This window comes from Antrihabitans stalagmiti (assembly GCF_016482825.1).
Classification (GTDB): Bacteria; Actinomycetota; Actinomycetes; order Mycobacteriales; family Mycobacteriaceae; genus Antrihabitans; species Antrihabitans stalagmiti.
The window spans coordinates 618,289-637,040 of sequence record NZ_JAEMNV010000003.1 but is presented as its reverse complement, the minus strand read 5'-3'; the positions used below and the strand labels follow the sequence as shown (position 1 = coordinate 637,040).

The window sequence follows — 18,752 nt, the reverse complement described above, 5'->3', positions numbered from 1 at the left end:
ATGATCGTCGCGTCAGGCGGATTCAACGTTCTCGAATCCGCGGGTCCAACCGTCGTCTGGGTAGTCGTCCTGACGCTCGTCTTTCTCGAGTGTGCGCTGATAGTCGGACTGTTCCTGCCTGGCGACTCGATGCTGATCACGGCAGGCATCGTGCTTGCAACACATTCGACCGGACGCGAACAAGCGTGGGCGCTGTCCCTAGGCGCGATGATCGCCGCGATCGCAGGCAACCAGGTCGGGTACGTGATCGGCCACCGGTCGGGCGCGAAGCTGGTTGCACGACGCGACGGCAAATACCTGAACACGTCGAATCTGCACAAGGTCAACAGCATGCTCGACAAGCACGGGTTCTGGGCTGTCCTCGTCGCACGCTGGATTCCGTGGGTCCGCACGCTCTGCCCGATCGTCGCGGGCGCAGCGAAGATGGACCATCGCAAGTACACGATCGCGAGCACACTGGGCGCGATCGTCTGGGCCCCTGTACTGATATTGCTCGGCTTCTACGCGGGCGAGTTCCTGGACCGCATCCCGTGGCTGATGCCGCTCGTGATCGGCGGCATGATCGCCGTCCTGCTCGTCGGCACGGTGCTCGGTATTCGCCATTACTTTCAGGAGATGGCGAAACCCGCCGAAGAGGTCGAGGTCGGCGGGGTCGAATAGGGCGGTCCGTCTAGCGGTCGGAGCCGAGCTCCCACAGATGGTCGGTCACGTCGTGGAAGCCGATCAACGCCACTTCGTCGTCGTCGCGGGCCAGGACGGATTTCGTGACGAGGGCCTTCACGATCGACCCGTCACTGTGCCGCAGCGCAATCACCGCACCCGCACAATCGCGGATGACGTCGACGCCGACTACGTCGAACTCAGGATCGTTGGCCACAAGTCGTCGCGCCGCCGTGCCCGCGAGGGTATCCGGCTCGTAGCCGAGCATCTCCTCGAACGCGGGGTTTGCAGAGACGACTGTGTCGTCGTGATGCACAGCGAGCATCGGCACCGAAAGCCGTCGCAACAACACCGACGACGGCAACTGTTCGAGATAGCCGAAAGATTCCTCTGGCCGCGGCTTTCTCCGCTCGTGCATGTGTAAGCCCGCCACCTTTCCGACAGAGTCAAAGCCAAATCCTAGTCACAACCACTGGACGCCCGGCCAGGATCCCACGATTCGCACCGAACCGCGTTACCGGCGGTACGGCGGAAGCGGATTGATGGTGTCGCCGTTCCACGTGACCTGCTGATCCACGCTTGCCCGCAACGCCTCCACATCGGTGCTCGCAAGAACTGCGTCGACGCAGTCACCACTGGCTCCGAGGTAGGTCGTCATGAGGTCGATGTCTGTTGCGACGCACCATGCACGGTCGTCGGGCCACCACAGATGTGGACTCATGCCGATCGGGAAGGTCGGGCTCGACCCGAACTGAACATCCGCCATCGCCAGCGTTCCTTCGAACACGATCAAGCCTCTACCCGGCATAGTCAGCCGGGGTGGGTCGGTCAATTCGTTGACGCGGCCCGACCCTTCCCAGTGCGCGAAATAGCAGCTGTCCGGTGTTTGCGTGAACTGCCGGAGGATGTCGACGAGCGCGTGCAGCGTAGGTAGAGGTAGCGATCCTTCCTCGGGTGACTCGTGCCAGAGGCCGGCCTGTTCCGTTTTCGACCAACTGCCCACGATCGAACCCCACTCCATAACGGAGTGTGCCGTGGTCCCGTTGGCCCGCGCGACATCTGCCCAGCGCACGGGTCCGCCGTCGACATCGGTCGCGGGGTGGAAGATGCGCATGGCAACACAGTTCAAAGAATGTTGGATAACTCTCGGATTCCGGGAGCTATCACCCAAGATTCGGCGCCAATGGAACCGATCCGGCCCTGACACGTCCAAACCGGTGTGACCCCGAAGAAAGTGCACTCGATCATGGCGGCCCAGGACGGCGTCGTGACTCTGGCCCAGGCGCTCGGTGCCGGCATGTCAGACGCAGGCGTGAGCAGACGGGTGTGCGCAGGTGAATGGCGGCGCTTGTCGACCGGCATCTACCTGCGCTCCGATCGAACGTGCGGCCCCGCGGCGGGGCTGCGCGCGGCGGTCTACGGTGCCGGACCGGACGCCGTCGCCTACGGACCAAGCGCTGCCTGGTGGCTCGGCCTCATCGACACTCCGCCGAGGCAGAACTGGGTCACAGTCCCCTGCCGGCGCACACCCCGGGATCGTCCTGGACTCCGGCTGCGTCGTCGAGATCTGCCCGCTGCCGACCTCGGCTCTCGCCGCGGACTCCCGACCACTGCGCTTGCGCTGACCGTTCTCGAGGCTGCGGTCGAGCTACCCAATGGCGCCGCAATGATGGATCGCGCACTGCAGAAACATGTTTCGCTACCAGTGCTGACGGCTGCCCACGAGCGCAACGCAGGGCGGTCCGGCAGCACAGCAGCCGCGGCATTACTGAGGTCGGCCGGCGAAGGTGGCGCGTCGGAGGCCGAACGAATGCTGCAACGGCTGCTTCGAAGGTCCGGGCTGAGAGGCTGGAGCCAGCACGTCCGCAGCTGCGGATTCGAGATCGATGTGGCCTTCGAGGCTCAGCGGGTGGCCATCGAGGTCGACGGCTGGGCTTGGCATCGTGACGCCGATCGCTTCGTCCGCGACGCCGAACGCCAGAACATCCTGGTCAACGCAGGCTGGCACGTCCTTCGGTTCACCTGGCACCAATTACACGACAGCCCCGAGACCGCTTTGGAGTCCATCCGAACCGCGCTGGCCGCCCGCAGATGATGTGGGATTGCTCCCGGAATCCGAGAGCAATCCAGCATCTTTCACCTCGCGTACCCAGCGGTGCATCGCAGCGGCGCCGAGCCCTGACAGCGCACCGAGTGCGACCGCCGCCGCACCGAGCACTGCGACCCCACTGATCACCCCGACCACGATCGGACCTGTGAACATGCCGATGTCATGGGTGAGACGCCACGCCCCGAGGAACTCGGCACGATGGCCGGGCGGCGCGGAGTCTGCCCCGATCGTCATGATGACGCCGTTGCTCAACCCGTTGGCCACACCGAGTGAAACTGCGACCGCGCCGACCGCAATCGCGTTCGAAGACAACGGAAGCGCTGCGTAGCCCACCGCGAAGAAGACCATCGAGGGCACCGCGATCGCACGCCGACCGTAGCGGTCCATCAGCACACCGGCCGGATAGGACAACAGCACGTCGACCGCACCGCTGATCCCGAAGATGACGCTCGTAGCGGCCGCACTCATCCCGATATGTGCAGCCCACAACGGCAGCAGCGCTGTACGCGACGCACGGGCGGCACCCATCAGCAGAGCGCCGGACCCCAAGGTGCTCAACAATTTCCGATGCTCGACCAGCACCGACGTAAGCGACCGCCCGACCCGATCACTACTTGCGGGCGGACCCCGGTCGGGCAGCGACACCATCAAGGCACCTGCGACGAGCGTCGCAACGAGTTGAACCCACAGTCCACCCGTGAGACCCGACCAGTGCACTACGACCGCACCGATGAACGGCCCGACGAAGAATCCGAGACGCATGGACCCCGCCATGGTCGACAACGCCCGACCCAGATCAGCCTGACGCACCGACGAGACGACGTAGGACTGCCTGGCAAGCCCCCATACCGCGTTGGCGACCCCCATCAGCAGCATGCCGAGCCCGAGCACGGCCACATTCCAGGCACAGATGCACAGCACGACACCGACCGCCCCGAGAACCGACCCGATCGCGACGGACCACCGCTCACCTATCCGCGCGACAGTCCGGCCCGCAGGCAGATCGCCCAACACCATCCCGAGGCCCGACAATGCGACGATCACGCCCGCGATCGCTGCCGATGCACCGAGTTCGAGCGCCTTCAACGCGAAGATCGGGGCCGCCGCGCCCTGACCGAGTCCGTAGACCGCGGCAGGAACGAACACCTGCAACGTCATGTCCCGCAGGCGAACGTGTGGGTGCGTCTCCTTCGAACAGTCGGGGTCTGCTGTCGCAGTCACCGCTCGCCCAACGCGTCGGGTATGCGGCCGATCACTGAGCTGCTGCGATCCCGCCGGCGAACCGACTCTGCGGGCGAGGCAGACCGAAGTGGTCGCGCAGGGTGGTGCCGGTGTACTCGGTTCGGAAGAGTCCGCGCTCCTGCAGGATCGGTACAACGGTCTCAGTGAAGACCTCCAGTCCGCCGGGGTAGTACGGCGGCATCACGTTGAAGCCGTCCGCAGCACCGCTGGTGAACCAGGTTTCGATGGTGTCGGCGACCTGCTCGGGAGTACCCGCGAACACCCGGTGCCCGCGCGCACCGGCAAGGCGATGCAGCAATCCGCGCACAGTCGGTCGCTCGCGCTCGACGATACCTGCGACGACCTGCAGTCGACTGCGGGCATTGTCGGTGACATTGCCTGCATCACTGAACAATTCGAGCGGAACCGTGTCGTCCAGCGGGAGGCTGCGCAGGTCCTTGCCGACGATTCCCTGCAGCTGAGCAAGGCCGTACTCGGGAACGGTCAGTTCGTTGAACTCACGCTCGAGCGCCTTGGCTTCGGCCTCGGTGTCCCCGATGAACGGGCTGATGCCGGGCAGAATCTTGACGTGGTCGGGGTTGCGCCCGAAGGTCGCAACTCGCCTTTTGATGTCGGTATAGAACGTCTGAGCATCTTCGAGACGCTGATGTGCCGTGAAGATCGCCTCGGCGTACCGACCCGCGAACGACCGGCCGTCGTTGGACGCCCCAGCTTGGACGAGTACCGGGTGACCCTGCGGCGTGCGGGCAGAGTTGAACGGGCCGCGGACGCGCAGATGCCGTCCGACATAGTTGATTTCGTGGATCTTGTCGGGGTCGGCGTAGATACCCGACTTCTGATCGAGGATGATCGCGTCGTCCTCCCAGCTGTCCCACAGCGCGCCGACAGCGTCGACGAACTCCCGTGCGCGTGAGTAACGCTCGGCATGGACCGGATGTTCGGACAGTCCGAAATTGGCTGCGGCCAAATCGGTTCCGGTGGTAACGATGTTCCAGCCCGCGCGACCTCCCGAGATGTGATCCAACGAGGAGAACAGTCGAGCGAGGTTGTACGGCTCGTAGTACGTCGTCGATGCAGTCGCGATGAGTCCGAGATGCGTTGTAGCGGCGGCGATCGCGGTGAGCAGAGTGATCGGCTCCAGCCCGGGAGCCGCGTTGTACTTCACATTCGTGCGCAACGCTGGACCGTCGGCGAAGAACACAGCGTCGAACTTCGCGGCTTCCGCTGTTCGGCCGATTTCCTGATAGTAGGTGACGTCGTAGATGCGGTCCGGTCGGCTGTCCGGATGCCGCCACGCTGCTTCGTGGTGACCGGACGGGTAGATGAAGGCGTTGAGGCTCAGCTGACGTATCTGGTCGGTCATATCGATGCCCTTTCGGAGATCATGCGGTCGCCGCCACCGGTTCGCGATCGACGCCGAGGCTGGTCAGAAGGATTTCGCGAAGTTCGATGAACTCCGGATCACGATGGGTACGAGGACGATTGAGCTCGATTCGGAGGTCGAGCGCGATAGAACCTTCGTCGAGTACGAGTACCCGATCGGCAAGAAGCACTGCTTCGTCGACGTCATGCGTCACGAGCAGCACCGCGGGCCGATGCCGCTCGCACAGTTCTTGCAGTAGCACGTGCATCTTGATGCGAGTCAACGCGTCGAGCGCGCCGAACGGTTCGTCGGCGAGCAGTAGCTCCGGCTCGCGCACGAGCGACCGCGCGAGCGCCACACGTTGCTGCTCACCACCGGAAAGCTCTTTCGGCCAAGCCTTTTCACGGCCTGCCAGGCCGACCTCGGCAAGCGCAATCTTGCCGCGCTCACGGGCGTTCGGACCGCCGAGTCCGAGAATCACGTTGTCCAGCACCCGCGCCCACGGCAGCAGTCGTGAATCCTGAAACACCACCGACCTGTTCGCGGGAACGTCGAGTTCGCCGGACCCTGGAACGTCGTAGTCGAGTTCCGCCAATGCGCGCAGCAGCGTGCTCTTGCCCGATCCGCTGCGACCGAGCAGCGCGATGAATTCGCCACGGGCGATTTCGATGTCGACGCCACGAAGCACAGCCCGACCGTCGAAGCCTCTGCGCAAATCCTTTGTCCGCACTACCGATTCACTCAGTCCCCCAGCGACTGGCGCCATGACAAGGCTCTCCTCTCGATCGCACGGACACCGATGTCGCTGAAGAGGCCGAACAGCGCGTAGACGACCAAGCCGACGACGATGATGTCGATCTGGCCGTAGGTACGGGCCTGCGTCATCAGATAGCCGATGCCACTCGTTGCGTTGACCTGCTCGACGACAACCAGCGCAAGCCACGAAATCGTCACTGCCATGCGCAATCCGGTGAAGAACCCCGGCAGCGAACCCGGCAGCGCAACGCGACGGATGAATTGCAGACGCGAAAGGCCTACGGTTTCGGCAAGTTCCACGTGTCGCGCATCGACACCGCGCAGATGCGCGTGCGTATTGATGTAGACCGGAATGAGCACACTTGTTGTGATCACGATGATCTTCATCGACTCGCCGATGCCGAACCACACGATGAACAGTGGGATCAACGCCAACGTCGGGATCGCACGCTTGATCTGAATGGGTCCGTCGACGATCGCCTCGCCGATTCTGCTCAGACCTGCAACGAGGGCGAGCACAACACCGATCAGCACACCGAGCACCAGTGAAATGCCCGCTCTCTGAACCGATGTCAGCAAGTTGCTCTGCAGCTGACCGTCGGCGATCAGGTCGTGCGCGGCCTGAACAACGGTCGACGGAGCAGGCAGGGTCTGCGGATCGAGGACCCCGGTTGCCGAGGTGACGATCCACGCCGTCAACAGCAGCGCCGGGCCGATCGCGGCACCGAACGGAATCGCTCGTCCCGGTCCGAGTCTGCGCGCCTTCACTTTTCGCTTACCGAGCCGGGGATCGACCCGAGTCGTCCCCGACGACTGCACAACTTCTGGTCGTCGTCGTGCAACCGGACGACTCAGCGACTGGACGGCCATCAGCTGGCCGTTCTTTCGAAGCTCGCGCCCGACTCGGTCACGGTCCTGGTGATCACGTCGTCGAACCGGAGATCGAAGCCGTCTGAGGCCTTGACCTTCTTCGGCAGCTCACCGGCGTTGTCGATCACGTCGATCGTCTGCTGCTGGCGGTCGACTATTGCCTGATCGAGATGCGGGAACGTGTAGGTGCCGAGCGAATCGACAATGCGCTGACCATCTTCGGGCTTCAGCTTCTGGTTCTGCACGTAGTAGGACTGCAGCCAAGCGTCCGGGTGCGTGTTCGCCCACTGGATGGACCGAATGTATGCGGCGACGTAGGCCTGCAGAGCGGCAGCCTTGGCAGGATCTTGCAAGGCCTGCCGGCGCGCGTAGAGAAAGCTCAGACCTGTCGATGTTCCGTCGGATTCTTCGAGCGGGATGAGCGAGGCGCCGTCGTTGCGCAGGTACCGAGTCAGGTTGGGTTCGTTGAGCGGAGCAACGTCGACCTGACCGGTGCGGACCGCGTCGGGAAACTCGGCGAGTTGCAGTCGCACCAACTCGACGTCCGACGGAGCCAATCCTGCCCGGTCCAAGGCGCGCAACACGATTGCCTGCTGCGCAGTGCCCTCGGCGTAGGCGATCTTGGTGCCCTTCAGATCCGCGAGGGTGGTGATCGACTTGCCTGGAGCTACAGCAAGTCTCGTGTTGTTCGGGTCGGACTGCAGTGCTGCGATGATCGGAACGTCCTGCCCCGCAACCAACGCCTGAATCGGAGGGGTGTCGCCGACGTAGGCAACATCAGCAGCACCTGCACGGAACGCCTCGAGAATTGCGGGCCCACCGACGAAGTTGGCAAATTCGTACTCGAACGGCAACTTGTCGAGTTCGCCGGATGCGCGCAAGAACTGCTGCTGACGCTCGGTCTGGTCGGCGATCACAAGCTTCGTCCCCGGCGGGATATCGGTCGGCAGTGCCGCGTCGGACGCAAGCGCGTTTTCCGGGGTTGCTTCGCCCGCGCAACCCGTCAGAACGGTTGCGGATGCGGCGAGCGCAGCGAGAACGAGTGCAACACCACGGCGTCCTCGACGACGGGGTGTGTTGCGAAATGTGGTCATGGGGAGATTTCACCGCCGAAGCGGTGGGAGCAACACCATTTACGTTGTCGTGATCGGAACTGCCCTAGATCGGTGAGTTCTTGCGTTCCGCTCGTGCGGCAGCTTCCAGGACCATCCAGCCGCTGAGCTGGACGGAGAAGTCACGCTCGGGAATCGAGGACGACCCGACCGCGCCATCGGTGAACCTTGCGATCGCGTCACCGACACCCGGAACCTGTGCTGGGACCGACCAATCAGGACCGAATACGGGTAGGCCTTCGTGATCGTGTTTGTTGTCCCATGCTGCCGTCGCAGATGTCGTAACGATCGCAGCAGCTTTGGCTCGCGCTGCCCTGTCGAGCGGTGTGACACCCGGCAGCGTCGTCGCTACGAAGGCAAGGTATCTGGCGAGGATTCCGGAGAACAAGCCACCGTCGCCGCCGCCGACACCGAAAATCACTCCATTGGTGGTCATTCCGCGTTCGACGGCATCGACGAGGGCGTGCACCCGAGCGCTGTGGCGCGGATCGCCAACCTGCACAGCAAGTTCCGTCTCCAACCCGAGCGTAACCCCTTGGCAGTAGGTATAGAAGGTGCGTTCCATCTTGTGTTCGGTGCGTGCGGGACGGATACCGTCGAAGATCAAGCCGGACTCGGGATCACGCAGTGTCGTATCGATCCAGTCCGCCATTTCCTGTGCGCGCCAGATCTTTCCGGTGCGCGCCAACATGATCCCCGCGGGACCGTTCGCTGGTGCGTTGTAGAAGTCGGAACCCTTGCACCACGGAATGCCGCCACCCTGCTCCGGCGCCCAGGAGTCGTACAACTCCGCTTCCAGCGTCGCGATCGGACTGCGGTGATCGATGAGCAGATTGCGTTCAGCACGCTCGAGCGCAAGGCCGAGCCACGCCATATCGTCGTAGAAGGTGTTGGTCCAGCCGGTCGTATTGCGCAGGCGATGCGAGCGAAACAGCTTCTCGACTCGCTTGAGTCGGCGCGGCGTCACATCACGTTCGGCTGCATCGATCGCGCAATCGATGAGATGCGCCTGCCACCAGTAGTGCCATGGCAACCAGGCGATCCGCTCCTTCGGCACTGCCGGATACGCGACGACTCCGAGTTTGGTGAACGGGAGAGCCCACACCCGGCGCAGGTGTCGAGCGACGACGGCCGCCTCGGCCGCATCCGCACGGTCTCCCCACAGCTGCGCATTCATGACTCGATCTTGCCGCAACGGCTACCAGGCGGTGCCAAGATCGGCATGTTGCCTTATCCACGCGTGCATCGCAATGCCAGCCGCGACACCGGCATTGATGCTTCGCGTCGAACCGAATTGCGCGATCGACACCGTCATCGCGGCGGCGTCGCGAGCGTCGGAGGTGACGCCCGGGCCTTCCTGCCCGAACAGCAGGATGCAATCGCGTGGCAGATCCGCCGTCTCCAGCGGAATCGAACCCGGTGTGTTGTCGACCGCAACGACCGAAAGTCCTTTGTCACGAGCAAAATTCAGCAGCGCTGCTACGTCGGCATGATGTTCGATGTGCTGGTAGCGGTCGGTGACCATGGCACCGCGACGATTCCACCGACGGCGGCCGACGATGTGCACTGCCGCGGCGGCGAACGCGTTGGCGGTGCGAACAACTGTCCCGATGTTGGCGTCGTGGGCGAAATTTTCGATCGCGACGTGAAACGGGTGCCGGCGGGCGTCGATATCTGCGACGACTGCTTCGCGGGTCCAGTAGCGGTAGGCGTCGACGACGTTGCGCCGATCACCGTTTTCGAGAAGTTCGGCGTCGTAGTACGGATCGGTCGGTAGCGGAGTGCCGTGTTCGAGCGCCCACGGCCCGACCCCGTTCGGGTTCTCACCCCATTCGGTCGGTCCGAGTTCCGGGTCACGTTCGCCGTCGGTCCGATCCGCGTCCGCCATCAGCTGCGCGTCAGTACGCGGTTGATCGTTCTGACAACGAAGTCCGGCGAGTATTTCGCCGCGATGGCCAAGGCCTTTGCCTGGATGCCGACCGCATAGTGGACGCCGGGCAACCAGCTGCGGTTGCGCGTGACGCTCCAGATTTCGTTGCCGACGTCCTCCGCGGTGAGTCGGATGCCGAGCGACTTCGTCGATCCGGTTTCGACGCCGTCGACCATCGCGGTTTGCACGAAGAGCGGCCACATCGCGATGACACGGATGTTGTGCTTCCGCCATTCGAGGTCGAGCGCCTCGGTGATGCTCTTCACCGCGGCCTTGGTAGCGCCGTAGGTCGCGAGCTCCGGCTGGCCGTAGATTGCCGACGCCGAGCAGAGGTTGACGACCTGGGCACCCTCGGTGTCGCGCAGATACGGGAACGCGGCGCGCGTGCCATAGACGACGCCTGCAAAGTTGATGTCGATCATGCGCAGATGCACCGAAGGGTCCATCTCTTCGAACGGTCCCGCGGTGAGCACTCCTGCGTTGTTGATCAGGATGTCGAGCCGTTGGTGTGCGGTCCAGAAATCGTCGAGCGCGGACTGCCAATTCTTCGGGTCTGCGACGTTCATCAAGCCCGCGTATGCGCTGCCACCCGCAGTGGTGATTTCGTCGCGAACCTTGCGCAAGCCCGGCTCGTCGACGTCGTACAGACCGACGAGATAGCCCTCTTTCGCGAACCGCAAAGCTGTCGCGCGGCCGATGCCTGCGGCAGCGCCGGTGATGAACACGGTCGGTTTACTCATGTGCCAAGGGTATTTGCTCGCGGCCTCACGCCGTACGTCGGCGCAGGGTCGCGGCACCGCCTGCGATCAGGAGCAGCGCAAATACCACGATGACGGCGAGGTCGCGCCACATCAGATCGGTCGGCAACGGGTAGGTTTCCACCTCACGAAGGGCCTCGGCCGCGTAGCGCAACGGCATGACGTTGCTCAGGGCCTGTAGCGCGCCGGACATCTCCTCACGTGGCCAAATGAGTCCGCAGAGCAGAATTTGCGGCACCACGATCGCGGGCATGAACTGCAGCGCCTGGAACTCCGACTTCGCGAACGCACTCGTGAGCAGACCCGTCGACGAGCCGAGTACAGCTGTGGACGCTGCGATAAGAATCACAACCGCTACGCTGCCCTGCGAGCGCAGACCGAGCAGGCCGTACGTGACCGCAGACGCCACACTGGCCTGGATTATGGCGACAAGCGCGAATGCGATCCCGTAGCCGAAGAGCAGGTCCAGCTTCTGCACGGGCGTACTCAGCAGCCGTTCGAGCGTGCCACTCACCCGCTCCCGCAGCATCGCGACGCTCGTGACCAGGAACATCGACACGAACGGAAAGATGCCGAGCAGCATCAGGCCGATCTGATCGAAGATGTCGGGTCTGCCGTCGAAGATGAATCGCAGCAGCGTCAGCAGCATGCACGGGACCAGCAGGAGAACTGCGAGTGTGCGACGGTCGTGCCAGATCTGGGTCAGGACGCGGCCGACAGTGTTCAACGTGATCCTGACACTCATGCCGACACCTCGTCCTGGGCAAGAATGAGTTCGAGAAATGCGTCTTCCAAATTGCGGGCGCCCGTCGACTCGAGCAGTTGAGCCGGCGTCTCGTCGGCAAGTAGTTTGCCTTCGCGGAGCAGGAGCAACCGGTCGCAGCGGTCGGCTTCGTCCATGACGTGGCTCGAGATCAGCAGCGTCGTTCCCGCGTCCGCCAAGTCGTGGAACTGCTGCCACAGGTCGCGACGCAGTACCGGATCGAGTCCCACGGTCGGCTCGTCCAGGACCAACAGCGCGGGCTGCGCAACCAACGCGCAGGCGAGCGACACCCGTGCGCGTTGACCGCCCGACAGGGTGTCGACCAGCTGTCCTGCAATGTCTGCGAGCCCGACATTGGCGACGGCGGTATCGGCGACTGCGGCACCCGCGCCGTAATTGCGCGCAAAGTAACGCGCGTTCTGGGCGATGGTGAGGTCGCCGTATACGGACGGCGACTGCGTGACGTACCCGACCTCACGACGTAGACGCTTGGATCCCGCGTCGTCACCGAGCACGATGACCGACCCCGACGTGATCTTCTGGACGCCGACGATCGCGCGCAGCAGGGTGGTCTTGCCGGAACCACTCGGTCCGAGCAGTCCCGTCACACTGCCCTTACCAACGGTGAAGCCGACGGTGTCCAGCACGCGCTTTCGGCCTCGCACGACAACCAGGTCGGTCACATCGATCGCTACATCCGTTGGGGCCAAGCCAGTTTCGTCCATATCGGTCCTCATGTCGGGGGCGCTATCGACACCGGTTTGTTGACATCGGAGACGACGAACTCGAGCGCGCCACCTGCGGGAAACGTCAAGATCGTGCGCAACGGCACATGCGGTGCGCGCACTCGCAACCACACGGTGAACTCGGCGCCCGATGCCGCATCGGGCAGGATGGCCGCGAGCGTCGTTTGCGGGACATTGCCCCTCAGCTCGAAAGCAGCAACCCCGTCGAGTTCCGTTTTGGCGAGTGTCGTCGGGGCTTCGAGCGTCGAAAACAGTTGGCTGATGCCACGTTCGGGATCGAGCATGGCTGCTGGACTCGGTAGCGCCACCCCTGCAGGTGCGGGTGTGTACTTACCGGACGGTCCCTTCACGAACAGGACACCGTCGGATTCGATGAAATCGATCGTGCCGAGATTCGTCACTGCACTCCCCGCGGAGGCGGCGGGGCTGGATTCGCGGCTGATATCGGCGTCGAGGCGCTGTATCGACAAGCCTGGGACCGAACCGTCCGCCGTCACCACGAGGTGCGCGCTGGAGATGCTTTTCGTTGCGTACCCGGCATTTCGGATCATCAATTGGGCGTCGGGCAGGCCGCCGGAGCCATCGCCCGCGCAGCCGACTATGCACACGAACGTTGCGAGGACTGCGAGCAGTCCGCCGATCGATCGGCGCATCTTTTCCCATCCCCTCGACTATGGGTAGCCACGCTACCCCACGTGTTGCGTTTAAGGGTAGTCTCACTAACCATGACGGCGGAAGCATTGAAAGGTCATCTCGACGGCCTGATCCTGGCCGTACTTGCAGCACAACCACTCCACGGTTACGGCGTCATCGAATCGCTGAGAACTGGAACCGACGGAAAGTTCGATTTACCGAAGGGCACTGTCTATCCAGCGCTGCATCGGCTGGAACGCGCCGGCTTGGTAGACGGCACCTGGTCCGACGAGACCGGCCGACGCCGACGCACCTACTCGTTGACAGCGGCAGGAAAGCGCAGACTAGGCGTCGAACGCAGTTCGTGGCGCGAATTCTCCGCAGCGGTCGGTGCGTTACTCGACGAAAAAAAGCCATGCCCCACAACGTGATCGACGACTACCTCGCCGAACTGCACGCGCTGCTGCCCCGCTCGCGTGCGCGAGCCTCGGTTGTCGCCGAAATCGCGGACGGGCTGACAGATTCGATCGATCACCACCTCGCCGACGGTCTCGGCTACGGCGAGGCAACCTTGGCGGCCATAGCGGAAATGGGCGATCCACGATCGATGGCGGCGGAGTTCGCCGCGGTGATCTCGGCCGAGCACATCAATCGATACAGCTCGCGATTTCTGCTCATCGGACCGACGATCGGCGTCGCTTGGATATTGGTTTTTCTGTTCGGGTCGGTGGACATCCTCTCCGGAATCCCTGCAATCCTCGGCTGCGCACTCGTCCTGTGCATCGTCACTGTCGCCGGATCATGTGCAGCCGTTGCCGCCGGGGCCACCGGACCGCTGAGCCGGTGGATCGATATTGGCTGGCACACAGCAGCTTCTGCCGTTCTAGTCACCGCCTTCTGCGCTGCGCTCATCGACGCGGCCCTGATCGGCTTCCTGCTTGCCAAGCTCGGTGAGCCGATGTCCGTATCGACGATGACCTTGCTATTGGCCGCCGCAACAGGAAGTGGACTTCGGCTCTGCTTCGCGGTGACTGTTCTGCCGCGGATAGCTCGCATGCGACGCACATTGCTCACCTGACACCCGCACCGTCCAGGCATATTCTTGACGGGGAGGGTCACGTGAACCACGAGCGAATACTGCGCACCGTGCTCGGCATCAGCGCCTGCTATGTCGTCCTGCTCGCGGTCTGGGCGGGATGGCTGATCGAACACACCCCACCAGGCACGATGCCGTATCAAATCGCCGGACTCCTCGGGCTCTTCGGATTTCTGATCGGCGTCGGGATGATGTTGGCGAACAGGCCGACACGGGAGGACCGACGGCTACGCAAACGCGGCCTCGAAGGTTGGGCGCGGATCGACGATGCACACTCCGTCGGGCAGACCGATCACGCGACCGAGCTCACCGAACTGGAGCTCACACTCACCGTGCCAGGATCCGAAACCTACAGCGGGCGTGTGGTTTACGACCTCTCTCCGGTGGATAGGCCACGATTTGCAGTTGGCGAGACGCTGTCCGTGCGGGTGGACCCACAGAACCGTGATCGGATCATTCTGTGCCCCTGAGCATTCCATTCGGCGACGACGTTCTCGGCTGGCAGTTTCCGATGTTTGCGCCGATCGGCGCCAGCGATGCACCACCCGGATGGGTCCGTGCACTCGAAGCCGTCGGCCGCGATCTGCAGTTTCTGCGGTACGGCCGCGACGTCGACCTGAGCCCGCTGCACTGGACACTGAAAATCGACGAGGACTACAACGTCGGTATCGGCTGGATCGCGGCCGGAAAGATCAAGGGTGGATTCGGCGCGTTCGAGACTGGCGGGGCTCTGCCGTGGGACGCCCCGGCTGCCGAAGCCATGGTCTGGATCGCCGATCTGACGCAAACCGAATTGGCGGGCTATCAATCGATCCAGTGGCCGTCGCGAGGCTGGCAGCTGCTACTCCCCCGGCTGATCGACGGCGTCGCGATGTGGGTCGACCCGCATGGGGATGTACCCGTCGCAGCGATAGGCGAGCTGGGCGCGACCGCATGAGGTAGGGGTGGACTGCGCAATGCGTGTTCGCACTGCGCACTGCCTGCAACACGTCGGACACTATGCGCAGTGACAGCACAGGTTGCGCAGTCCGACGGCCGACCATTCGACGCCACTCTCGGAGATAGGTGACAGGATCGACCTGTGGATGTGCGCGCCAGAAACAACGTGAGGATCACCGGATCCGCCACTGGGCCGACGGTGCTGCTCGCGCACGGTTTCGGGTGCGATCAGAACCTCTGGCGTCTGGTTGCTGCGGAGTTGGCGCCGCATTTTCGGATCGTGTTGTTCGATCACGTCGGATCCGGCGCCGCCGATCCGTCGGCATGGGACACCGACCGTTACTCGACGCTGAACGGCTACGCCGAGGACGTCCTCGACATCGTTCGTGAGTTGAATCTGCAGGACGTGACATTCGTCGGGCATTCGGTGGCGTCGATGATCGGCGTGCTCGCCGTCGGCGCGGACCCGAGTCTGTTCCGGCAACTCGTCCTGCTTACGCCGTCCCCGCGCTACATCGACGACGACGGCTACCGGGGCGGCTTTTCCCGTGACGACATCGACGAACTTCTCGAGTCTTTGGACAGCAACTACCTCGGCTGGTCGCACGCGATGGCGCCGCAGATCATGGGTACACCCGACCGACCCGAACTGAACGACGAACTCGACGACAGCTTCTGCCGAACCGATCCGACGTGCGCGAGCGCCTTCGCGCGGGCGACGTTCCTGTCCGACAACAGGGCCGACCTCGCGCGGGTGTCGCTACCGACCCTCGTGATCGACTGTGCGCACGACACTTTGGCGCCACCGGAGGTCGGCGCCTACGTGCATCAGCAAATCGCCGGAAGCGAACTCGTCACCCTGGACGCAACGGGGCACTGCCCGCACCTGAGCTACCCGAAAGAAACCGCGGCTGCGATTGCCTCGTTCGTCAGGAAGCGATGACCGCGGACCGCCGAATCCCGGGCGAACCGCGGGACGACCTTCTCGACGAGACGATCGAGGACCTCTACGAAAACGCGCCCTGCGGATACCTGACTACCTGGCCCGACGGGCGTATCGCGAAGTTGAACAAGACGCTGTCGACCTGGTTGGGCCGCGATGCTCGCGATTTGGTCGGCGAACTGTTCATCGATCAACTCACCGCAGGCGGTCGAATCCACTACGAGACCCATTTCGGACCGATGCTGCGCTTGACCGGACAGTTGGCAGGCATCACGGTGGATCTGGTCGCGGCCGACGGCACAAGGCTGCCGGTGTTCCTCACCGCCAACGTCAAGAAAGACGAAGGCGGTAACCCGGTCATGCTCCGGATCACTGCACAGGACGCGCGCGTTCGGCGCGAGTACGAACGCGAACTCCTCCATGCGCGTCGGCACGCCGAGAACGAACGGGCCCGCATCCAGGCTCTGGCCACCACGTTGCAACGTTCGCTGCTGCCGCCGTCGCTGGTGCCACCCGCAGGCATGGACGCCGTCGCGTACTACCACCCCGCATCGAGTGACGAAGTGGGCGGCGATTTCTACGACCTCTTCGCACTGTCGAACGAGCGCTGGGGTTTCTTTCTCGGCGACGTCAGCGGTAAGGGTGCGGCTGCCGCTGCGGTGACGTCGTTGACGCGCTATACCCTGCGAGCGGCCGCGGTCTACGACGACGACCCGGTCGCGGTCCTACACAATCTGAACACCGTGCTGAATCATGAATTTCACGGTTCCGACCCGCGGTTCTGCACCGTCATCTTCGGGTTGCTCACACCGAGCAAGACCGGTTTCGACGTGCATCTGGCAGGTGGCGGGCACCCGCCGGCGCTGCTGCTGTACGGAGACGGACAAGCGATGAACGTAGATCTGACCGGTGGCCAACTCGTCGGAATTCTTCCGAACCCACGATTCGTGGCTACCCGGCTTCGGCTGTCGCCCGGGGACACGCTCGTTCTCTATTCCGACGGCCTCACGGAGGCGCAGACGGGTGTCGGCCAGTCTCGCTACGACGACGACGGTGCGTTGCTGAAATTCGCGGCTGCGAACAGCCCCTCGAATGCAGCCACGATCGTGGACGCGATACGGACGCTGCTCGACGGATTCGGTTCGGGTCTGCAGGACGACACTGCTGTTCTGGCTTTGGGTATTCCTGACGTCAGCGCGTGACCGCGGCGAGTGCGGTATCCAGATCCGGGTAGAGCGGGAAGACTTGATCGAGGCCCATCATCTTCAACGGCCGACTCGTCGTGGGTCCGTCCGCAACGACCGAGAAATCCAGCTTCGACGAATGCTTCTGGTGCGCGTGTACGAGCACGGTCATCGCAGCGGACGCCAGGAAGGAAACCTCTGTCAGGTCGACGATCAAAGCTGTTGGATGCGTATCGGTTTCGGCGGCGATTGCACTCGCCAAGACTGACGCGGTGGACAAGTCCACCTCGCCTGCCACAGCGATCACCGCCGCACTGTCGGTGCGTCGCGGGGTGACCGCGAACGGCACCGGCTGGGTGTGGGTCGACATGTTGGTGCTCCTAGCGTGGACTCTCGCACGGACACAGAACGAGCGCGCCGAGAGCGATTGATCGGTTCGCCGCTACTGCCGGGACGGCAATGTCGATTCTGCGAATGCGAGGTCTGGGCACAGGGACCGGAGCGAGAAGCCCGATCGCCAGATCAGAGTCGTGGGACGTATTGCCACACTACTGCGCAGCACACACGAGTGGTGAACAACGCCTGTAAACGTTGTCAGTTCCCTAAGTTCTCTGCACGAGTGACTGAAGTCGACTGCACGCGCTCGGGTGTAGTCACGGGTTGACGGTGGCGTTGTCGAGTCGGCGGTGGACCATCGACAGCATCGTGAGCAGTTCGAGTAGGTCGTCATCGGGAAATGGCCTGAGCGCCCGCGGGTCGTGCGCGGTTGGGTTGCGGTACATGCTGTTCAACCCTTTGAGCAGATTGGCGAATCCGGTTCGCTCATCGCGATCGGTTGCCGAGCCGCCGCTATTGATTGTGATCACGGGTGTGCCGCTGTTGCCGGACGCCAACACCGTGTCGATGAGTTTCGCTCCATCTCCGCTCTGTCCGGACATCGTGCGCAGGCGGTCGAACACGCCTTTGGTCGCTTCGAGGGCGGCGCGGAAGTGGCTTCGTTTCAGGAGTTTGACGGTGCAGTAGGCCAACACTTGCGGGTGTGTACGTCGCCGGCGGAGTTCGGCGCGTAACGTCGCCGCGTGTTTGCTGGCCTCGTCCAGGGTGGTCGCGACCGCACCGCGCGCCACTTCGCCCTTATCGTTCACTCGCAGTCCGACGAACGACAGCACTTCGTTGAGTTCGTCCTGGCGGCGGGTGAACTCTTCGGGTTTGTTGAGGTAGCGCACTGGCTTCATTGCCTCGGTGATAAACGTGATCGCGCGACGCGGCGACTTGTCGTGGGCCTGACGGGCCGCGAGCCCCGCCTCCAGTCGCTTCCACTTGGTTATCCGGCCGGGGTCGGGGATTCCAGGCTCGTAAACATGGATTCGATCTCTGGGCCGGTCAATCCGCGGTCGGTGTCGCCGAGCACCTGCGCCACTCCGACAAGCACAGCGGCATCCCAGCTGGCTTCTGTCACAGCGCGATAGAACCACGAACTAGTAGTGCTGTCGAGTGAGTTGCCGACAGCGTGCGAGGGGCGGGACTGCGGCAGGCCTGCCTAACCTAGGTGGACGCTAGCTCTGATAGCCGATCTTCGGCTTGTCCAAGCCTCGACTGACACGCTACAACATAGGCCAGATAGACTGCCGCACATACAGTTTGGCC

At 63.5% G+C, this 18,752-nt stretch carries 24 protein-coding genes; 8 read left to right on the top strand and 16 right to left on the bottom strand.

Translation table 11 applies throughout. The annotated features are described in order from the left end of the window. Positions 1-660 carry a DedA family protein gene (locus tag JGU71_RS11710; protein ID WP_199704289.1) on the top strand — a complete coding sequence of 220 codons (660 nt, stop codon included), beginning with the start codon at positions 1-3 and terminating at the stop codon, positions 658-660. Between the two features lie 10 nt (positions 661-670). Here JGU71_RS11710 and JGU71_RS11705 read toward each other — a convergent pair whose 3' ends face one another. After that, positions 671-1,078 (bottom strand): PAS domain S-box protein, encoded by a 408-nt coding sequence (locus JGU71_RS11705; protein WP_199704288.1) that lies wholly within the window; start codon positions 1,076-1,078, stop codon positions 671-673. Between the two features lie 96 nt (positions 1,079-1,174). Then, positions 1,175-1,774 carry a hypothetical protein gene (locus JGU71_RS29810; RefSeq protein WP_233529027.1) on the bottom strand — a complete coding sequence of 200 codons (600 nt, stop codon included), beginning with the start codon at positions 1,772-1,774 and terminating at the stop codon, positions 1,175-1,177. 105 nt (positions 1,775-1,879) lie between these two features. Between JGU71_RS29810 and JGU71_RS11695 the strand changes: the two genes are divergently transcribed. Continuing rightward, entirely contained in the window at positions 1,880-2,755 is an 876-nt protein-coding gene (locus JGU71_RS11695; RefSeq protein WP_307829603.1) for a PDDEXK-like endonuclease domain-containing protein, read from the top strand. Here JGU71_RS11695 and JGU71_RS11690 read toward each other — a convergent pair. From JGU71_RS11690 to JGU71_RS11640, 11 genes are all read right to left on the bottom strand, one after another. Next, positions 2,693-3,928, bottom strand: coding sequence for an MFS transporter (locus tag JGU71_RS11690; protein ID WP_199704287.1), 1,236 nt, complete (start codon positions 3,926-3,928; stop codon positions 2,693-2,695). The two genes, JGU71_RS11695 and JGU71_RS11690, sit on opposite strands and share 63 nt — an antisense overlap. A 94-nt stretch (positions 3,929-4,022) precedes the next feature. Continuing rightward, positions 4,023-5,375 (bottom strand): LLM class flavin-dependent oxidoreductase, encoded by a 1,353-nt coding sequence (locus JGU71_RS11685; RefSeq protein WP_199704286.1) that lies wholly within the window; start codon positions 5,373-5,375, stop codon positions 4,023-4,025. Positions 5,376-5,394: 19 nt separating this feature from the next. Beyond that, positions 5,395-6,141 (bottom strand): ABC transporter ATP-binding protein, encoded by a 747-nt coding sequence (locus JGU71_RS11680; protein WP_199704285.1) that lies wholly within the window; start codon positions 6,139-6,141, stop codon positions 5,395-5,397. After that, the gene (locus tag JGU71_RS11675; protein WP_199704284.1) at positions 6,117-7,001 is read right to left on the bottom strand and encodes an ABC transporter permease; all 885 of its coding nucleotides are present in this window, start codon (positions 6,999-7,001) and stop codon (positions 6,117-6,119) included. Before JGU71_RS11675 ends, JGU71_RS11680 begins: the two co-directional genes overlap by 25 nt. Next, positions 7,001-8,095 carry an ABC transporter substrate-binding protein gene (locus tag JGU71_RS11670; protein WP_199704283.1) on the bottom strand — a complete coding sequence of 365 codons (1,095 nt, stop codon included), beginning with the start codon at positions 8,093-8,095 and terminating at the stop codon, positions 7,001-7,003. Before JGU71_RS11670 ends, JGU71_RS11675 begins: the two co-directional genes overlap by 1 nt. Before the next feature lie 64 nt (positions 8,096-8,159). Further along, positions 8,160-9,290: a glycoside hydrolase family 76 protein gene (locus JGU71_RS11665; RefSeq protein ID WP_199704282.1), complete on the bottom strand. Its 1,131-nt coding sequence runs from the start codon at positions 9,288-9,290 to the stop codon at positions 8,160-8,162. A gap of 21 nt (positions 9,291-9,311) precedes the next feature. After that, complete coding sequence (locus tag JGU71_RS11660) at positions 9,312-10,001, bottom strand: TrmH family RNA methyltransferase (RefSeq protein ID WP_199704281.1); 690 nt, start codon at positions 9,999-10,001, stop codon at positions 9,312-9,314. Then, a complete protein-coding gene (locus JGU71_RS11655) occupies positions 10,001-10,783 on the bottom strand; it encodes an SDR family oxidoreductase (protein WP_199704280.1) in 783 nt (260 codons plus the stop codon). Before JGU71_RS11655 ends, JGU71_RS11660 begins: the two co-directional genes overlap by 1 nt. A 25-nt stretch (positions 10,784-10,808) precedes the next feature. After that, the gene (locus JGU71_RS11650) at positions 10,809-11,546 is read right to left on the bottom strand and encodes an ABC transporter permease (RefSeq protein WP_199704279.1); all 738 of its coding nucleotides are present in this window, start codon (positions 11,544-11,546) and stop codon (positions 10,809-10,811) included. Beyond that, complete coding sequence (locus JGU71_RS11645; RefSeq protein WP_199704278.1) at positions 11,543-12,289, bottom strand: ABC transporter ATP-binding protein; 747 nt, start codon at positions 12,287-12,289, stop codon at positions 11,543-11,545. Before JGU71_RS11645 ends, JGU71_RS11650 begins: the two co-directional genes overlap by 4 nt. A gap of 8 nt (positions 12,290-12,297) precedes the next feature. Next, a complete protein-coding gene (locus JGU71_RS11640; protein WP_199704277.1) occupies positions 12,298-12,963 on the bottom strand; it encodes an LppX_LprAFG lipoprotein in 666 nt (221 codons plus the stop codon). Between the two features lie 72 nt (positions 12,964-13,035). Here JGU71_RS11640 and JGU71_RS11635 point away from each other — a divergent pair, with 72 nt between their 5' ends. From JGU71_RS11635 to JGU71_RS11610, 6 genes are all read left to right on the top strand, one after another. Further along, the gene (locus JGU71_RS11635; protein ID WP_199704276.1) at positions 13,036-13,374 is read left to right on the top strand and encodes a helix-turn-helix transcriptional regulator; all 339 of its coding nucleotides are present in this window, start codon (positions 13,036-13,038) and stop codon (positions 13,372-13,374) included. Continuing rightward, on the top strand, positions 13,359-14,021 hold the full coding sequence (locus tag JGU71_RS11630) for a permease prefix domain 1-containing protein (protein ID WP_199704275.1): 663 nt from the start codon (positions 13,359-13,361) through the stop codon (positions 14,019-14,021). The genes JGU71_RS11635 and JGU71_RS11630 overlap by 16 nt, the downstream gene beginning before the upstream one ends. Positions 14,022-14,062: 41 nt before the next feature. After that, positions 14,063-14,509 (top strand): hypothetical protein, encoded by a 447-nt coding sequence (locus tag JGU71_RS11625; RefSeq protein WP_199704274.1) that lies wholly within the window; start codon positions 14,063-14,065, stop codon positions 14,507-14,509. Further along, positions 14,500-14,976, top strand: coding sequence for a hypothetical protein (locus JGU71_RS11620; RefSeq protein ID WP_307829601.1), 477 nt, complete (start codon positions 14,500-14,502; stop codon positions 14,974-14,976). Before JGU71_RS11625 ends, JGU71_RS11620 begins: the two co-directional genes overlap by 10 nt. A gap of 144 nt (positions 14,977-15,120) precedes the next feature. Continuing rightward, the gene (locus JGU71_RS11615; protein WP_199704273.1) at positions 15,121-15,921 is read left to right on the top strand and encodes an alpha/beta fold hydrolase; all 801 of its coding nucleotides are present in this window, start codon (positions 15,121-15,123) and stop codon (positions 15,919-15,921) included. Further along, on the top strand, positions 15,918-17,123 hold the full coding sequence (locus JGU71_RS11610) for a PP2C family protein-serine/threonine phosphatase (RefSeq protein WP_199704272.1): 1,206 nt from the start codon (positions 15,918-15,920) through the stop codon (positions 17,121-17,123). Before JGU71_RS11615 ends, JGU71_RS11610 begins: the two co-directional genes overlap by 4 nt. On the opposite strand, the gene JGU71_RS11605 is transcribed toward JGU71_RS11610, so the two are convergent. The 3 genes from JGU71_RS11605 to JGU71_RS30215 form a co-directional block, all read right to left on the bottom strand. After that, positions 17,113-17,475, bottom strand: a complete 363-nt coding sequence (locus JGU71_RS11605) for an STAS domain-containing protein (protein WP_199704271.1) — start codon at positions 17,473-17,475, stop codon at positions 17,113-17,115. The genes JGU71_RS11610 and JGU71_RS11605 overlap by 11 nt on opposite strands. Positions 17,476-17,758: 283 nt before the next feature. Next, on the bottom strand, positions 17,759-18,340 hold the full coding sequence (locus tag JGU71_RS11600; protein WP_233529026.1) for a TIGR02391 family protein: 582 nt from the start codon (positions 18,338-18,340) through the stop codon (positions 17,759-17,761). An 89-nt stretch (positions 18,341-18,429) separates the two neighbouring features. Then, entirely contained in the window at positions 18,430-18,564 is a 135-nt protein-coding gene (locus JGU71_RS30215; protein WP_267908388.1) for a hypothetical protein, read from the bottom strand. Between the last annotated feature and the right edge of the window lie 188 nt (positions 18,565-18,752).

What these genes read in the sequence shown, in the direction of transcription:
- JGU71_RS11710 (WP_199704289.1), top strand. Translation starts at nt 1, where the DNA reads ATGATCGTCGCGTCAGGCGGATTCAACGTTCTCGAATCCGCGGGTCCA.
- JGU71_RS11705 (WP_199704288.1), bottom strand. Translation starts at nt 1,078, where the DNA reads ATGCACGAGCGGAGAAAGCCGCGGCCAGAGGAATCTTTCGGCTATCTC.
- JGU71_RS29810 (WP_233529027.1), bottom strand. Translation starts at nt 1,774, where the DNA reads ATGCGCATCTTCCACCCCGCGACCGATGTCGACGGCGGACCCGTGCGC.
- JGU71_RS11690 (WP_199704287.1), bottom strand. Translation starts at nt 3,928, where the DNA reads ATGACGTTGCAGGTGTTCGTTCCTGCCGCGGTCTACGGACTCGGTCAG.
- JGU71_RS11685 (WP_199704286.1), bottom strand. Translation starts at nt 5,375, where the DNA reads ATGACCGACCAGATACGTCAGCTGAGCCTCAACGCCTTCATCTACCCG.
- JGU71_RS11680 (WP_199704285.1), bottom strand. Translation starts at nt 6,141, where the DNA reads ATGGCGCCAGTCGCTGGGGGACTGAGTGAATCGGTAGTGCGGACAAAG.
- JGU71_RS11675 (WP_199704284.1), bottom strand. Translation starts at nt 7,001, where the DNA reads ATGGCCGTCCAGTCGCTGAGTCGTCCGGTTGCACGACGACGACCAGAA.
- JGU71_RS11670 (WP_199704283.1), bottom strand. Translation starts at nt 8,095, where the DNA reads ATGACCACATTTCGCAACACACCCCGTCGTCGAGGACGCCGTGGTGTT.
- JGU71_RS11665 (WP_199704282.1), bottom strand. Translation starts at nt 9,290, where the DNA reads ATGAATGCGCAGCTGTGGGGAGACCGTGCGGATGCGGCCGAGGCGGCC.
- JGU71_RS11660 (WP_199704281.1), bottom strand. Translation starts at nt 10,001, where the DNA reads ATGGCGGACGCGGATCGGACCGACGGCGAACGTGACCCGGAACTCGGA.
- JGU71_RS11655 (WP_199704280.1), bottom strand. Translation starts at nt 10,783, where the DNA reads ATGAGTAAACCGACCGTGTTCATCACCGGCGCTGCCGCAGGCATCGGC.
- JGU71_RS11650 (WP_199704279.1), bottom strand. Translation starts at nt 11,546, where the DNA reads ATGAGTGTCAGGATCACGTTGAACACTGTCGGCCGCGTCCTGACCCAG.
- JGU71_RS11645 (WP_199704278.1), bottom strand. Translation starts at nt 12,289, where the DNA reads ATGGACGAAACTGGCTTGGCCCCAACGGATGTAGCGATCGATGTGACC.
- JGU71_RS11640 (WP_199704277.1), bottom strand. Translation starts at nt 12,963, where the DNA reads ATGCGCCGATCGATCGGCGGACTGCTCGCAGTCCTCGCAACGTTCGTG.
- JGU71_RS11635 (WP_199704276.1), top strand. Translation starts at nt 13,036, where the DNA reads ATGACGGCGGAAGCATTGAAAGGTCATCTCGACGGCCTGATCCTGGCC.
- JGU71_RS11630 (WP_199704275.1), top strand. Translation starts at nt 13,359, where the DNA reads ATGCCCCACAACGTGATCGACGACTACCTCGCCGAACTGCACGCGCTG.
- JGU71_RS11610 (WP_199704272.1), top strand. Translation starts at nt 15,918, where the DNA reads ATGACCGCGGACCGCCGAATCCCGGGCGAACCGCGGGACGACCTTCTC.
- JGU71_RS11605 (WP_199704271.1), bottom strand. Translation starts at nt 17,475, where the DNA reads ATGTCGACCCACACCCAGCCGGTGCCGTTCGCGGTCACCCCGCGACGC.
- JGU71_RS11600 (WP_233529026.1), bottom strand. Translation starts at nt 18,340, where the DNA reads ATGAAGCCAGTGCGCTACCTCAACAAACCCGAAGAGTTCACCCGCCGC.